At 57.2% G+C, this 14,229-nt stretch carries 13 protein-coding genes; 11 read left to right on the top strand and 2 right to left on the bottom strand.

Annotation, left to right across the window (positions count from 1 at the left end; all coding sequences use genetic code 11):
• The first annotated feature begins 87 nt into the window (after positions 1-87).
• From mgtE to K3757_RS13465, 5 genes are all read left to right on the top strand, one after another.
• Positions 88-1,488: a magnesium transporter gene (gene mgtE / locus K3757_RS13485; RefSeq protein ID WP_259996243.1), complete on the top strand. Its 1,401-nt coding sequence runs from the start codon at positions 88-90 to the stop codon at positions 1,486-1,488.
• Positions 1,485-2,042, top strand: a complete 558-nt coding sequence (locus K3757_RS13480) for a 5-formyltetrahydrofolate cyclo-ligase (RefSeq protein ID WP_259996242.1) — start codon at positions 1,485-1,487, stop codon at positions 2,040-2,042. The genes mgtE and K3757_RS13480 overlap by 4 nt, the downstream gene beginning before the upstream one ends.
• A 94-nt stretch (positions 2,043-2,136) precedes the next feature.
• Complete coding sequence (locus K3757_RS13475; RefSeq protein ID WP_259996240.1) at positions 2,137-2,949, top strand: TIGR00282 family metallophosphoesterase; 813 nt, start codon at positions 2,137-2,139, stop codon at positions 2,947-2,949.
• A complete protein-coding gene (locus K3757_RS13470) occupies positions 2,946-3,896 on the top strand; it encodes a DMT family transporter (protein ID WP_259996238.1) in 951 nt (316 codons plus the stop codon). Before K3757_RS13475 ends, K3757_RS13470 begins: the two co-directional genes overlap by 4 nt.
• A 27-nt stretch (positions 3,897-3,923) precedes the next feature.
• Entirely contained in the window at positions 3,924-5,690 is a 1,767-nt protein-coding gene (locus K3757_RS13465; protein ID WP_409202587.1) for an SLC13 family permease, read from the top strand.
• Positions 5,691-5,746: 56 nt separating this feature from the next.
• On the opposite strand, the gene K3757_RS13460 is transcribed toward K3757_RS13465, so the two are convergent.
• Positions 5,747-7,519 carry an SLC13 family permease gene (locus tag K3757_RS13460; RefSeq protein WP_311201734.1) on the bottom strand — a complete coding sequence of 591 codons (1,773 nt, stop codon included), beginning with the start codon at positions 7,517-7,519 and terminating at the stop codon, positions 5,747-5,749.
• Between the two features lie 288 nt (positions 7,520-7,807).
• On the opposite strand from K3757_RS13460, the gene K3757_RS13455 reads away from it, so the two are divergent.
• A complete protein-coding gene (locus tag K3757_RS13455) occupies positions 7,808-8,551 on the top strand; it encodes a YebC/PmpR family DNA-binding transcriptional regulator (protein ID WP_259996234.1) in 744 nt (247 codons plus the stop codon).
• Between the two features lie 136 nt (positions 8,552-8,687).
• Here the strand turns inward: K3757_RS13455 and K3757_RS13450 are convergent, their stop codons facing one another.
• The gene (locus K3757_RS13450) at positions 8,688-8,936 is read right to left on the bottom strand and encodes a hypothetical protein (protein ID WP_259996232.1); all 249 of its coding nucleotides are present in this window, start codon (positions 8,934-8,936) and stop codon (positions 8,688-8,690) included.
• 288 nt (positions 8,937-9,224) lie between these two features.
• Here K3757_RS13450 and K3757_RS13445 point away from each other — a divergent pair, with 288 nt between their 5' ends.
• The 5 genes from K3757_RS13445 to K3757_RS13425 all read left to right on the top strand — a co-directional run bounded on the left by K3757_RS13445 (position 9,225) and on the right by K3757_RS13425 (position 14,171).
• Positions 9,225-9,824, top strand: coding sequence for a LysE/ArgO family amino acid transporter (locus K3757_RS13445; RefSeq protein ID WP_259996231.1), 600 nt, complete (start codon positions 9,225-9,227; stop codon positions 9,822-9,824).
• A gap of 39 nt (positions 9,825-9,863) precedes the next feature.
• The gene (locus tag K3757_RS13440) at positions 9,864-10,766 is read left to right on the top strand and encodes a DMT family transporter (protein ID WP_259996229.1); all 903 of its coding nucleotides are present in this window, start codon (positions 9,864-9,866) and stop codon (positions 10,764-10,766) included.
• Positions 10,767-10,836: 70 nt separating this feature from the next.
• The gene (betI, locus tag K3757_RS13435; protein WP_260001278.1) at positions 10,837-11,412 is read left to right on the top strand and encodes a choline-responsive transcriptional repressor BetI; all 576 of its coding nucleotides are present in this window, start codon (positions 10,837-10,839) and stop codon (positions 11,410-11,412) included.
• The gene (betC, locus tag K3757_RS13430; protein WP_259996228.1) at positions 11,409-12,917 is read left to right on the top strand and encodes a choline-sulfatase; all 1,509 of its coding nucleotides are present in this window, start codon (positions 11,409-11,411) and stop codon (positions 12,915-12,917) included. Before betI ends, betC begins: the two co-directional genes overlap by 4 nt.
• A gap of 72 nt (positions 12,918-12,989) precedes the next feature.
• Positions 12,990-14,171 carry a BCCT family transporter gene (locus K3757_RS13425; RefSeq protein WP_259996227.1) on the top strand — a complete coding sequence of 394 codons (1,182 nt, stop codon included), beginning with the start codon at positions 12,990-12,992 and terminating at the stop codon, positions 14,169-14,171.
• Positions 14,172-14,229: the final 58 nt, after the last annotated feature.

The raw sequence follows: 14,229 nt of genomic DNA, 5'->3' as shown, positions 1-14,229 counted from the left end.
GATGCGCAAGTGCAATACGCCTCACGCGCGCCATTGTGGTCCTTGCTGCGCCTGACTATGTTGCCGCAAACAACAGGGGTATTTCGCATGTCGGAACAAGAAGTGCACACAGACAATCTCCCTGAAGAGAATGAACCTGAAGCCTATGTATTGGGTAAGCGCGATGTCTCGGCCATTCTGTATGCTGTAGAAATCGACGACCGCGAAAAGCTGATTGAGCTGATGGAGCCGCTGCACGCGGCGGACATCGCCGACCTTCTAGAGCAGATCAGCTCATTCGAGCGGGCGCGGCTGATCCGGCTTTATGATCTGGAATTCGACGGGGATATCCTTTCGGAACTGGATGAGGCGATTCGCGACGAAGTGATTGCGCTGCTGACCCCGCAGGTCCTGCAAGAAGCCATGCGGGAACTGGACAGCGATGATGTTGTAGACATCATCGAGGATCTGGAAGACGCCCAGCAAGCAACGATTATGGACGCGCTTGACGATGTAGACCGCGCGGCCGTTGAGCAGGCGCTGGCATATCCTGAGTATTCAGCCGGCCGTCTGATGCAGCGCGAAGTGGTGATGGCCCCGGAGCACTGGACAGTAGGGGCCGCAATCGATCACCTGCGGGCCACACCCGAAGACGAATTGCCAGATCAGTTCTACCACGTGATCATCGTGGATCCGCGTCTGCACCCTGTGGGCAATGTAACATTGGGCAAACTGATGCGCTCCAAGCGCGAGACGCCGCTGACTGCTCTGATGGAGGAAACTTTCCAGATCATCCCGGCGCTGCGTGCCGAAGGCGATGTGGCCTATGCGTTCAACCAGTACCACCTGATTTCTGCGCCGGTCGTCGATGAAGATGGACGGCTGATTGGGGTCATCACCATTGATGATGCGATGGCGGTGTTGGATGAAGAACACGAAGAAGACATTCTGCGCCTTGCGGGTGTAGGGGAGGGGTCGCTCTCTGACCGGGTCATCGAGACAACGAAACAGCGTCTACCGTGGCTGGCCGTGAATCTTGTTACAGCAATTGCTGCCTCTGTTGTGATTTCACAGTTCGAAGTGGCGCTGGCGCAGATTGTTGCGCTGGCTGTACTCATGCCGATCGTGGCGTCGATGGGCGGGAATGCGGGAACGCAAAGCCTGACCGTCGCGGTGCGCGCTTTGGCAACAAAAGACCTTACAGGTTCGAACGTGTGGCGTGTGATCCGGCGTGAATGTCTGGTGGGGTTGATCAACGGATCGATATTCGCGGTTGTCATGGGGATTGTTGGCGTGGTCTGGTTTGGCTCTCCGGCGCTGGGCTATGTGATTGCGACTGCGATGGTCATCAACATGGTGGTTGCGGGCCTTGCAGGCACAGGCATCCCCATTTTGTTGGAGAGGGTAGGCGTTGACCCCGCATTGGCCTCCGGGGCGTTTGTGACAACCGTGACAGATATTGTAGGCTTTTTCGCATTCCTAGGATTGGCAGCGGCGGTTCTGCTGTGACGCTGGCGGCTGTTAAAGATGCGGCGCGCAAGGCCGCGTTTGCCCGCCGTAAACCGCTTTTTGATCAGGCAAACGCCGCACAGGCCGGGTATTTGAGCGAGGTTCTTGCAGGCTATCGCGGCGTTCCTGTGTCGGGGTTCATGCCCATCCGCACCGAAATTGACCCTCTTGCCGCCATGGCCGAAGCAGCGGCGCATGGTCCCGTCGGGGTGCCGGTTATTCAGGCAGCAGCCCAACCACTTAAATTTGCACGTTGGACGCCCGACACGAAAATGGTTGCCGGACAGTTCGGCGCATCGGTACCTGAGGCGCTTGAATATTTTGAGCCCGAGATTGTGATCGTGCCGTTGCTGGCTTTTGACCGGCACGGTGGTCGCTTGGGCTATGGCGGCGGATTTTATGACCGGACGCTGGAGCTGCTGCGCGCCCGCCGCTCAACGCTTGCCATCGGGTTTGCCTTTGCAGGACAAGAGATTGACCAGATCCCGCTGGAGGATACAGACCAGCCGCTGGATATGATCGTCACCGAAAATGGTGTGACCGAGATCAGCTAAAACGCGGGAATTCAGGCACAATCGCAATGACGGTGCGTATTGCCCCACGCCTTGGCCCTTGCAGAGAGGAGCACAGAGCCGTAACGCTGCGTTTATGAAAATACTCTTTCTTGGTGATGTGATGGGCCGCGCCGGGCGCCGCGCCATCACGGATAATCTGGCCCGTTTGCGCAGCGACTGGAAGCTTGATTTCATTGTGGTCAACGGCGAGAACGCGACCTCGGGCATGGGGCTTTCGGGCGCGCATGCCAAAGACCTGCTTGCGGCGGGGGCAGACTGCCTCACGCTGGGCGACCATGCCTTTGATCAAAAGGACATGCTGGCATTTATCGAGCAGGAGCCGCGTATCATCCGGCCGCTGAACTTTTCCAAAAACGCGCCGGGCAAGGGCGCGCGGCTGTTCAAGACCCGCACGGGCAAGCAGGTGTTGGTCACGCAGGCCCTAGGGCAGGTGTTTATGAAGCGCCCGTTTGATGATCCTTTTTCTGCGCTGGATGCCGTTTTCAAAACCCATCCACTGGGCGGTATGGCCAATGCAATCATCGTGGACATCCATTGCGAAGCGACGTCCGAAAAGATGGCAATGGGTCATTGGTGCGACGGGCGTGCGTCGCTTGTTGTGGGGACGCACACCCATGTGCCGACTTCTGACGCCATGATCCTGCCCGGTGGCACGGCCTATCTGTCGGATGCGGGGATGTGCGGCGATTACAACTCTGTCATCGGGATGGAGAAAACCGAGCCACTGCGCCGCTTTATAACGGGTATGCCAAAAGAACGGTTCTCTCCGGCGAATGGCGAGGCGACACTGTCAGGCGTCTACATCGAAACCGACGACAAGACGGGCCGCGCGATGCGGGTGGTTCCGGTGCGGCAAGGCGGGAAATTACAACAGAGCGCCCCGTGACCGAACAGGCGGACCATCTTGGGCTAAGCCGCCGCGAAGTGCTGTTGTTCAGCCTATTTCTGGTGCTGATGGGGGCGGGCTGGGGCGCAACCCAACCAATGACGAAGATCGCGGTCAGCACGGGTTACGGGTATTTCGGGCTGGTCTTCTGGCAGCAAGTGCTTGGTGCGGCGTTGATGCTGGTCATCTGCTTGCTGCGCCGTACAAAGCTGCCTCTCCACGCAGGGGCGCTTCGGGCCTATTTGGTCATCGCTCTGATCGGGACTGTGTTGCCCAACACACTATCTTATCAAACGGCGGTGTTTCTACCGGCTGGCGTCATGTCTTTGTTGCTAAGCGTGATCCCGATGTTTGCCTTTGTGATCGCCCTTCTTTTGCGCACGGAGCGGTTTGCCCTGAGGCGGCTCGCGGGTTTGGCGTTTGGTCTCGTTGGCGTTTTGATCATCCTCATCCCTTCCGTCGATCTGGGGGAGCCTGTGCCGGTGGGCTGGGCCGCAGTCTATCTACTGGTTGCCCTGTTCTACGCGTTCGAGGGCAACTATGTCGCGCGCTGGGGCGTGGCCGGGCTTGATCCGTTTCAGCTGATGCTGGGGGCCGCGCTTGTCGGGCTTGCTGTTATCACACCGTTGATGCTGGTCTCTGGGCAGACCATCACGCCGCAATGGCCGATGCCTGCGGCGCAAAGCGCATTGGTGGCCTCTTCGGTCATTCATGTAATAGTTTATGCAAGCTATGTTTGGCTTGTCGGACGCGCAGGCGCTGTCTTTGCGGTTCAGGTGAGCTATATGGTGACAGGGTTCGGGCTCTTCTGGGCTTGGCTCATCCTGAACGAAGCGTTTTCCCTTCTCATATTTGTTTCTCTGGCTGCTATGTTCACGGGTATGTATCTGGTGCAACCACGACCCAAGGCCGTGCTTGCCGCGCATGACGCGATCGACGATAAGTGATAGAAACCCTGAAGTAGTCCAATGTATATGTTTGAACTCTCTCAATTCTCCCAGGCTATCATCGCAATCGCCGTAGTCGTGATGATGTTCGTCCTTTTCTTGCGTGAAAAGTTGCCAACCGAAGTCGTCGCCTTGGCTGGGGCGGCGACGCTGCTTGCACTTGGGCTTTTGCCATACGATGACGCACAGGCTGTGCTGTCTAACTCTGCCCCATGGACGATTGCAGCAATGTTTATTGTTATGGGGGCGCTGGTACGCACAGGATCGCTCGAGGTATTGACGCGATTGGCAGAGCGCTATGCTCGAACGCATCCTAAGACCGCCGTTGTGGGGGTAATCCTGTCGGTGATGGGGGCCTCTGCGATCATGAACAACACACCTGTTGTTGTTGTGATGATTCCCGTTGTGATGCAGCTGAGCAAAACCCTGGGCACCAAAGCCTCAAAACTGCTGATCCCCCTAAGCTACGCTGCAATCATGGGTGGTTCGCTTACGCTGATCGGAACATCGACCAACCTGCTGGTTGACGGTGTGGCGCGGGCCCAAGGGATGGAGCCGTTCGGCATTTTTGAAATCCTGCCCATCGGTCTTGTGGTTTGCGCGTGGGGGCTGATCTACATGGGGACGATCGGGCGCCGCCTTTTGCCCGAGCGGGACAGCCTTGCGAATATGCTCAGTGACCGTTCCAAGATGAAGTTCTTCTCTGAGGCGGTGATCCCGCCGGACAGCAACCTGATCGGTCGCGAAGTGCTGGATGTGAAACTTTTCAAGCGTGACGGTGTCCGGTTGATCGACGTGGTGCGCGGCGATGCTTCGCTTCGCCGAAGCCTTAAGGACGTGTTGCTGCAAACCGGTGACCGCGTGGTTTTGCGCACCCAGATGTCGGAATTGCTCAGCCTTCAGGCCACGCCGGAATTGAAACGTGTGGATCAGGTTTCTGCCGTTGAGACGACAACGGTTGAGGTGCTGATCACGCCGGGCTGCAAGATGATCGGCCGCTCGCTGGGGGCGCTGCGCCTGCGTCGCCGTTACGGCGTCTATCCTCTGGCGGTCCACCGGAGAAACCAGAACATCGGTCGGCAGTTGGATGATCTTGTTGTGCGTGTCGGCGATACGCTGCTTCTTGAAGGGGCAGGTGAGGACATTCAAAGACTTGCCGCTGATATGGATATGGTCGATGTCAGCACCCCGTCCCAACGTGCCTATCGACGTGGCCATGCGCCCATTGCGGTGGGTGCGCTGGCGGCTATCGTTATTCTGGCCGCAATGAATGTGGCACCGATCCTGATGCTGGCCGTGATCGCTGTCGCAGTTGTTCTGGTCACCGGCTGTATTGACGCAGACGAGGCATTTTCGTTTATCGACGGCCGCTTGCTGGCGCTTATTTTTTCGATGCTTTGTGTCGGGGCTGCCTTGCAGCATACGGGGGCTGTGCAGTTGATCGTTGATGCCGTGTCACCCGCGCTGGGGACGATGCCTCCTGGTGTCGTGATCTTCTGCGTGTTCCTGATGACCACCATTCTGACGGAAATCGTGTCGAACAACGCGGTCGCGGTCATCATGACGCCGATTGCCATCTCGCTTGGTGATGCGCTGGGCATGGATGCCCGCGCGCTTGTTGTTGCGGTGATGATTGCGGCATCATGCGCCTTCGCCACGCCCATCGGTTATCAGACCAACACATTGGTCTACGGCCCTGGGGGCTACAAGTTCATTGACTTTATGCGGGTGGGTATTCCGCTGAACCTTTCGATGTCCCTCATCGCAAGCGCAGTAATTCCCTTTATCTGGTGATCGAAACCATCGCCGCCGCCAACCTACAAACCAGATTGGTGGCGGCGGCGGCAGGGCTAGAGCGGCCAGAACACCAGAATGGCGGGGATTGAAACGGCAACCACGATGATTTCCAGTGGCAGGCCGATACGCCAATAATCACCAAAGCTATAGCCACCGGGGCCAAGGATCAGCGTATTATTCTTATGCCCGATCGGGGTCAGGAACGCGGACGATGCTGCAATCGCCACGGCCATCAGGAACGGGTCGGGATTAACGTCAAGGGTCTGTGCCATCTGGATGCCGACCGGTGCCGCGACAATCGTCGTCGCCGTGTTGTTCAAGACATCCGACAACGTCATCGTCACCACCATCAACACCGTCAGCACGGCCCAGGCAGGCATGCCTGCGGTCAAATTGACAAGCGATCCCGCGATCAGTTCCGTGCCACCGGATTTCTCCAGTGCGGCCCCTAGCGGAATCATGGACCCGAGCAGGACAACAACCGGCCATTCGATGTGGGTGTAAAGCTCTGATAGCGGCACAATCTTGGCCAGCACATAAGCGACAACAACGATGCCAAGTGCGATGGGCAGATAGATCAGACCAAGTGAGGCCGCTGTGACCGCGCCGGCAAACAAACCTATAGCCAGCCAGACTTTGCTGTTCTCGGTGACAGCAAGGCCCCGGTTAGCCAGCGGCAGAACCCCCAACCATTCGGTGACATCACTTGCCGTGTCGCGCGGTATCAGCAGCAACAGAATATCGCCGGTTTCAAGCTGCGTATCACGCAGATGCGAGGTGATTTTGCGGCCGCGGCGGGAAATGCCAAGCAGGACAGTGCGTTGGCGCCATGCCAGGCCAACCGCCTTTGTGGTGCGCCCCGCAAGGCGGCTTTCTGCGGTCACGACAACCTCGATGATTTCGACCCCTTCGCCATCGGCGCGCAAACGCTCTTCGCGCGCGCTGTCGGCCACAGCCAGATCAAGCGTTGAGCGGAATTCATCAAGCGCATCAGGGGTGGCTTCCAGTACCACTGCATCGCCGGCCTGTAGGACGGAATTCTGTGCCCGTCCGTAGCGCCGTTTACCATCGCGCATCAGGCCGATAATCATGACGTCAGACTTGACTGCGGTTTCTTCCAGCTCTGATAGCCGCTTGCCGATGTGCTTGCTGCCCTCGGGCACGACCAGTTCGGCGATATAGGCGGCAATATCTTCGGCGCTAATGCCGGTATCCTCGCGCGCGGGAATGAGGCGCCAGCCGACCAGCGCCACAAACGCCAGACCCGCAATGGCGGCGATCCCGCCGACGGGGGCGAAATCGAACATCTTGAACGGTGCGCCAAGGCTTTCTTCGCGGATTGCAGCGATGATGATGTTGGGCGGTGTTCCAATCAAGGTGACCATGCCGCCAAGGATCGTGGCAAAGCTGAGCGGCATCAGCGACAGACCCGGCGCGCGGCCAGCCTTGCGCGCGGTCTGGATATCAACGGGCATCAACAGGGCAAGCGCGGCCACGTTGTTCATGAACGCTGACAGAATGCCGCCCACAGCCCCCATCAAGGTGATATGCGCCCCAAGCGAGCGCGAAGCATCCACAAGCGTGCGCGTGATCAAAAGAACGGCGCCCGAGCGGACCAGTCCAGCTGAGACAACCAGCACCAGCGCCACCACAAGTGTCGCTGGGTGACCGAAGCCGTCAAAGGCGTCTTTGCTATCGACCACCCCCAGTACCACACCGGCCATCAGCGCCGAGAAGGCGACGATATCATACCGGAAACGTCCCCAGAGGAGGAGGCCAAAGACTGCTCCGAAGAGCGCGAAGAGGATGATTTGATCTTGTGTCATGGCGGCACAATGTTGGAGGCCGCGCATAAGGACAAGGGGCAAAAGACATCACTGGGCTGCCGTCGGCGGCGCGGGGCAGTGTGACAGGCAGGGGGGCATAACCGTGCCATATCTACAAGTTGATCAGCGTTGGGCGGGGTCCGGAGCCATCGTCGCTCGCAATTGATCGCTTGAATAGCGCCTTGCAGAAGGAAATGGCCGCAGAATCCCGCAGATGTGAGCCTTGCCCCGCCTAGGGGTGCTGCCGTATAAGCGCGCCAAACAGCATACCTTAGACGGAGACGATCCATGGCAGGCCATTCCAAATGGGCAAACATCCAGCACCGCAAAGGGCGTCAGGACAAGTTGCGCTCGAAAATGTTCTCGAAATTCTCCAAGGAGATCACGGTGGCCGCCAAGATGGGCGACCCCGACCCGGACAAAAACCCGCGCCTGCGCCTTGCGGTGAAAGAGGCCAAGCAAGCGTCGATGCCGAAAGACAACATTGATCGTGCGATCAAGAAAGCGGTGGGCGGCGACGCGGAAGACTACGAAGAAATCCGCTATGAGGGCTACGGCCCGAATGGTGTTGCCGTGATCGTCGAGACGATGACTGATAACCGCAACCGCACTGCTTCTACCGTGCGCTCTACGTTCACAAAGAACGGTGGCAATCTTGGTGAGACCGGCAGTGTGGGCTTCATGTTCGACCGTAAGGGCGAAGTCACCTATCCGCTGGAAGTCGGCGATGCTGATACGGTGATGATGGCTGCGATCGAAGCTGGGGCGGAAGATGTCGACTCATCCGAGGACGGGCATGTGATCTATTGCGCAGACACCGACCTGAACGAAGTGTCGACCGCACTTGAGGCAGAGCTGGGCGAATCCATTTCGACCAAACTGATCTGGCGGCCAACCACGACCACCGACATGGACCTTGAGGGCATGCAAAAGCTGATGAAGCTGATTGACGCCCTAGAAGACGATGATGACGTGCAGCGCGTGACAGCGAATTTCGAAGCCTCTGATGAGGTCATGGAAGCGCTTGAATAAGCAATCCATCTGACCTGTTAATGGAAACAGCCGTCCCGCTAGGTGGGGCGGCTTTTTTTGCGTTCCAGAAGCCATCAAACAATAAAAAAAACCGCCCCGGAGGGCGGTTTGAGCTTCTTCGCCTGTGGAAATCGGCTCAGGTCGTCTGGCCCATCATGCGCAACAGGTTGCCCAATCCGCTGGCTCCCGCGGGGCGGCGGCGCGTTTTGTCACGCTGCGAAGTCACTGTTGCCAGCACCCGCTTTACCGCATTCAGGCGCGTCAGTGCACCCTGGCCGCCGGCGCTAGCCTGCATGCTCAAAATTTTTGTCTGTGTCTCAAGCGCATGCGCGATGAGATCCAACTCGTCCTGGCTGACTTCCAGCTTCTTTGTCTTGTCGGTCATCTGCTTCGTCCTTCATGTGTCTGGGGCAGATAGTCATTTGAAAGTATATACGCTAGAGGGCGTCGATCAGTTTCACGTGAGTAGGCGAAATATTTCACTAATTCGCGTTTTCAAGGCAAGACGTTGAAAAGCCGCAGGAAACATTAGTGCTTTTCTGCCTCGTAATTTGGTCTTTTTCTCCATCACAGGCAAAACGCATTTCTGTTACCTGCTTGTGAGTGGTTCGATTCAGCACTAACCGATAGGTGATCGGCGGCTTCTGGGCCGCATATTTAAGGTAGCGGCTACATGGTTTCGTCATTCATTCCGGGTTTTTTGCTAAGCCTTTCGTTGATCGTGGCAATAGGTGCGCAAAACGCATTTGTGTTGCGTCAGGGGCTTCGGCACGAGCATGTCTTTTGGGTTTGCCTGACGTGTGGGGTATCCGACGCACTGCTGATTGCTGCTGGCGTTGCCGGTTTTGGCGCATTGGCCGAAGCGGCCCCCTGGTTTGAAACCTTGATGCGTTATGGTGGGGCAGCTTTCCTGATCGTTTACGGTTGGCGCAACGCGGTCAGTGCATGGCGCGGGGGCGAGACGCTGCAGGCTGACAGTCATGCGCCTGCATCCTTGCGCAAAACGGTTCTGACGCTACTCGCGCTGACATGGCTCAACCCGCATGTGTATCTTGATACGCTTGTGCTTCTTGGTTCGATTTCGGCACAGTATGATGACCGGCTTTCTTTCGGGGCAGGGGCCGTGTTGGCAAGTTTCGTGTTCTTTTTCGCGCTGGGCTATGGCGCACGGCTGTTGCAGCCGGTCTTTGCGAAACCGATAAGCTGGCGCGTGCTGGACGGTATAATTGCCCTGACGATGTGGGCTATCGCAGCATCGCTTCTTTTACACTAAGCCCTTGCGCTGCTTCGCGCATTACGATCATCTCGCCGTATGATACTACGTGATCCCCACCGCCCGCTTGCCGGTATTTTCTGGATGCTCGTGACCGGCGGCTGCTTCATCATGGTGACTGCTTTGGTCAAAACGATGGGGCCACGTCTGCCACCTGGCGAAGCGGCATTCCTGCGGTACGCGATGGGCCTTGTTTTTCTGCTGCCATCACTGGGTGCCTTACGGGCCGCGCATCTGACACGTCGACAGTGGACGCTGTTTTCCGTACGAGGGTTCTTTCACGCTGGCGGCGTGATCCTGTGGTTTTACGCCATGGTGCGTATCCCCATCGCCGAAGTGACCGCGATGAACTATCTTGCGCCAATCTACGTGACGGTCGGCGCCGCGATCTTTCTGGGCGAACGTCTGGCCGCGCCGCGGATCGCTGCTGTAGTCCTTGGGCTTGTCGGGGCTGCGATCATCTTGCGGCCAGGCTTCAGAGAAGTCAGCTCTGGCCATCTGGCCATGCTGTTTGCCGCGTTTGTCTTTGCGGGTAGCTATCTTGTGGCCAAGGTTCTTGTGGCCGAGGTGAAGCCCGGCATCGTTGTCGCGATGCTGTCTGTTTTTGTCACAGTCGGTCTTGCGCCCTTTGCCGTCGCGGATTGGGTGACGCCAACAGGGCAAGAGTTGCTGTTTCTCGCAGCGGTAGCCAGTTTCGCCACCGCAGGGCATTATACTATGACTCTGGCCTTTGCTGCGGCCCCGATGACTGTGACGCAACCTGTCACCTTCCTTCAGCTAATCTGGGCGACCTTGCTGGGCACGGTCTGGTTCGCAGAGCCGGTAGATATCTGGGTGGTGATCGGGGGTGTGGTGATCCTTGGATCGGTCACTTTCATCACATGGCGTGAAGCGATGCTCAGACGACCTGTGACGCCTGATGCACCAGCGACGAAGGGTTGAATTTTTATTGATTGACGGATCAATATAAAATCTTCACGTTCTGCTGCATGTTTAAATGCTGCCGATTCTCATGCCGAAGCTAGGGATGGAACCCCTGCGCCGCGCCTCTTTGGTGCAAGCAACGATCGCCGAAATCGGGCGAGCGCACTCACTGGATGTGACAGTAGGCCAGATCGCCAAGACTGCGGGCATGTCCACGGCGCTTGCGCACCACTACTTCGGGGGTAAGAACCAGATATTTCTGGCCGCGATGCGTCATATTCTCGCAGAATACGGCGCGCAGGTCCGCCATCATCTGGCCGCTGCAACAACGCCGCGCGCGCGCGCCGAGGCAATCATCATCGCGAGCTTCGATGAAACCTGTTTTGCGCCCGCAACCGTCAGCGCATGGATGACCCTGTATGCGGCGGCGCGCACGCAGCCCGAAACACGCCGTCTGCTTACGATTTATCAATCGCGCCTGCGGTCGAACCTGACCCACTTCTTGCGCCCGATCAGCACGAAGCCTCAGGCAGATGCCGAAGTCATCGCGGCGCTAATCGACGGGCTGTACCTGCGTGCGGCCCTGTCTGATCAAAGCTCCGGCAGCGAGGTTTGTCAGGCTGCGCTGGATACCCTCTCACATTTATTGAAAGAGCCAAAATGAGCCAACCGAATATCCTGATCCTGATGGTTGACCAGCTCAACGGTACGCTGTTTCCCGATGGCCCCGTCGATTGGCTCCATGCGCCGAACCTCAAAAAGCTCGCGGCGCGGTCGACCCGTTTCAAGAATGCCTATACCGCTTCACCGCTTTGCGCTCCCGGTCGGGCGGCGTTTATGTCTGGCCAGTTGCCAAGCGCCACAGGCGTCTATGACAATGCGGCGGAGTTCACGTCTAGCATCCCGACATACGCGCACCATCTGCGCCGTGCGGGCTATTACACCTGCCTGTCTGGTAAGATGCACTTTGTTGGTCCGGACCAGTTGCACGGCTTTGAAGAGCGTTTGACCACAGACATCTACCCTGCCGATTTCGGCTGGACACCCGACTATCGCAAACCGGGAGAGCGGATCGACTGGTGGTATCACAACATGGGCAGCGTCACGGGCGCGGGCGTGGCTGAGATATCCAACCAGATGGAATATGACGATGCCGTCGCCTATGAAGCTACACGCAAGATTTATGAGCTGTCGCGAGGGCTGGATAAGCGCCCGTGGTGCCTGACCGCCAGCTTCACCCATCCCCATGACCCCTACGTGGCGCGCAAGAAATACTGGGACCTCTATGAGGACTGCGAGCATCTGCTGCCAGAAATCCCTGCAATGGATTACGACGCGCATGATGCCCATTCAAAGCGTATCTTTGATGCCAACAACTGGCGTGAATTCGACATCACCGAAGAAGATATCAAACGGTCGCGGCGCGCCTATTTCGCAAACATCAGTTATCTGGACGACAAGATCGGTGAGATTTTGCAAACGCTTGAAGACACGCGACAAGAGGCGATCATCCTCTTTGTGTCCGACCACGGTGATATGTTGGGCGAGCGTGGCTTGTGGTTCAAGATGAGCTTTTTCGAAGGCTCTTCGCGCGTGCCGATGATGATCGCGGCCCCGCAAATGGAAGCTGGCCTTCAGGAAACCCCTGTCAGCAACATCGATGTCTGTCCGACCCTGTGCGAACTGGCGGGTGTGGACATGTCCGAGATCGCGGAATGGACAACAGGTACCAGCCTTGTCCCGATGGGTCAGGGTGTTGAGCGGACCGATCCCGTGGCAATGGAATATGCCGCCGAGGCGTCCTATGCGCCCATGGTGTCGCTGCGCTATGGCAAATGGAAGTATAACCGCTGCACGCTGGACCCCGACCAACTGTTCGATCTTGAGGCCGATCCGCATGAGCTGCACAATCTGGCAGATGTACCCGCCCATGCAGGTACGCTGGCTCAATTGCGCGCAAAATCAGAGGCCCGCTGGGATCTGGATGCCTACGATGCAGATGTGCGTAAATCGCAGGCCCGCCGCTGGGTCGTCTATGAAGCACTGCGTTTGGGCGGCTATTATCCTTGGGATTACCAGCCTTTGCGCGATGCCTCCGAGGCGTATATGCGCAACCACATGGATCTTAATGTGCTGGAAGAGAACAAACGCTTCCCGCGCGGAGAATAAAGATACCAGCAGCCCCGTAGGGTGCAGGTCTGCTGGGTCCAAAAGCACCCGAAACAAGCAATAGGGACGAAAATGTTAACCTCAATCATCTCCTTCGGAGTGATCCTTGCCTTCGCGCTGGTGATCTTCTGCACCATCAAATGGTGGAATTTGACGCTGACAGGGACACAGCCCGTGTCGCTATTTGTGTTTATCGCGATCTTGTTTACATCCGGCCTTGATGTCGGGCTAATCATGTTTCCTCTCGCGTTCGATTTCCCGCTTTATGCGGATACCGCGACAGAGCCTGCTTACGGTTTTACCAACCCTCTGGCGCTTGAATTCGGCTTCTGGGGCTTTTTGATCTGGGCCTTCTATTTCCTGACCACATTCTACTTCTGTGCGATCGAACCGCGGATCAAATTCTTTGAGATTCCGGCTGTTAAACTGCTGAACAACATCGTGATCATCACGACATGTGCCTTCACCGGCGCCTTGTTCCTGATCTACATGCCTTATTATATTGCCGAAGTTGGCGATGGTGAGACGATCCTGCCAGTGTTCTATGTGATCTGTTTCCTTGTGATCCTTGTGGCGGCCTTCAGCTCGACCGATATCAAATTCGTCAAAGTCCTCTCGGTCAGCTCGACCGTGCTGTTCTTTATTCTGATCGCTTACATGTTCTTCAACGCAGGCATGACAGCGGGTGATCTGGCATCTTCGGCGGGCAATATCGGTGGCTATTTCACCAACCTGCACAAGTTTATCATCCCGCTGACAGACTACCATGAATTCTACCTGTTCTGGTGGTTCGCCTGGTCCATTATGATCGGCCAGTTCGTGAGCCGTTTTGTCGGTGGTCTCAAAACGTGGCAGCTGCTTGCGTCATTGATGATCTTCCCGTCCATCCCGCTGGGCCTGTGGTTTTCGGTCCTGTATTTCTATCACCTCAACGGGATCGGTACGGCAGGTTTGCCGAACTGGGCAATGACCATTGTCGGCATCGTGTTTGTGATCAATTCGTTCGACTCACTGATCCGTTTGTACACTGACAACCTGAACCTCACGACAGAGCGTTTCGGCACGGTGTCCTATGTCCTGGCAAATGCGGTTGGCCTGTTTGTGCTGACACTGCTGTTCCAAAGCCAGTGGTTGCAGATCCAGTGGGTCGGCACGGTTGTGATCGTGATCTACCTCGCGGCACTTGCCTATATGTTCTTCGTAAAGCGTCACCACATGTCCGACCTTGATGGTCAAGCGGCGCCGCTTAACTAATCCCAGCTTCTGAAACCAAAGGCCCCGCGCGGATACGCTGTGCGGGGCCGTATCTGAC

The sequence above is a fragment of the Sulfitobacter sp. S223 genome (assembly GCF_025143825.1).
Lineage (GTDB): Bacteria > Pseudomonadota > Alphaproteobacteria > Rhodobacterales > Rhodobacteraceae > Sulfitobacter.
The sequence above is the reverse complement of the archived record's forward strand: the minus strand, read 5'-3'. Positions and strand labels throughout refer to the sequence as shown.

Bases quoted from the DNA above. Each gene is read 5' to 3' on its own strand.
- mgtE (WP_259996243.1), top strand. From the start codon at position 88: ATGTCGGAACAAGAAGTGCACACAGACAATCTCCCTGAAGAGAATGAA.
- K3757_RS13475 (WP_259996240.1), top strand. From the start codon at position 2,137: ATGAAAATACTCTTTCTTGGTGATGTGATGGGCCGCGCCGGGCGCCGC.
- K3757_RS13465 (WP_409202587.1), top strand. From the start codon at position 3,924: ATGTTTGAACTCTCTCAATTCTCCCAGGCTATCATCGCAATCGCCGTA.
- K3757_RS13460 (WP_311201734.1), bottom strand. From the start codon at position 7,519: ATGACACAAGATCAAATCATCCTCTTCGCGCTCTTCGGAGCAGTCTTT.
- K3757_RS13455 (WP_259996234.1), top strand. From the start codon at position 7,808: ATGGCAGGCCATTCCAAATGGGCAAACATCCAGCACCGCAAAGGGCGT.
- K3757_RS13450 (WP_259996232.1), bottom strand. From the start codon at position 8,936: ATGACCGACAAGACAAAGAAGCTGGAAGTCAGCCAGGACGAGTTGGAT.
- K3757_RS13445 (WP_259996231.1), top strand. From the start codon at position 9,225: ATGGTTTCGTCATTCATTCCGGGTTTTTTGCTAAGCCTTTCGTTGATC.
- K3757_RS13440 (WP_259996229.1), top strand. From the start codon at position 9,864: ATGATACTACGTGATCCCCACCGCCCGCTTGCCGGTATTTTCTGGATG.
- betI (WP_260001278.1), top strand. From the start codon at position 10,837: ATGCCGAAGCTAGGGATGGAACCCCTGCGCCGCGCCTCTTTGGTGCAA.
- betC (WP_259996228.1), top strand. From the start codon at position 11,409: ATGAGCCAACCGAATATCCTGATCCTGATGGTTGACCAGCTCAACGGT.
- K3757_RS13425 (WP_259996227.1), top strand. From the start codon at position 12,990: ATGTTAACCTCAATCATCTCCTTCGGAGTGATCCTTGCCTTCGCGCTG.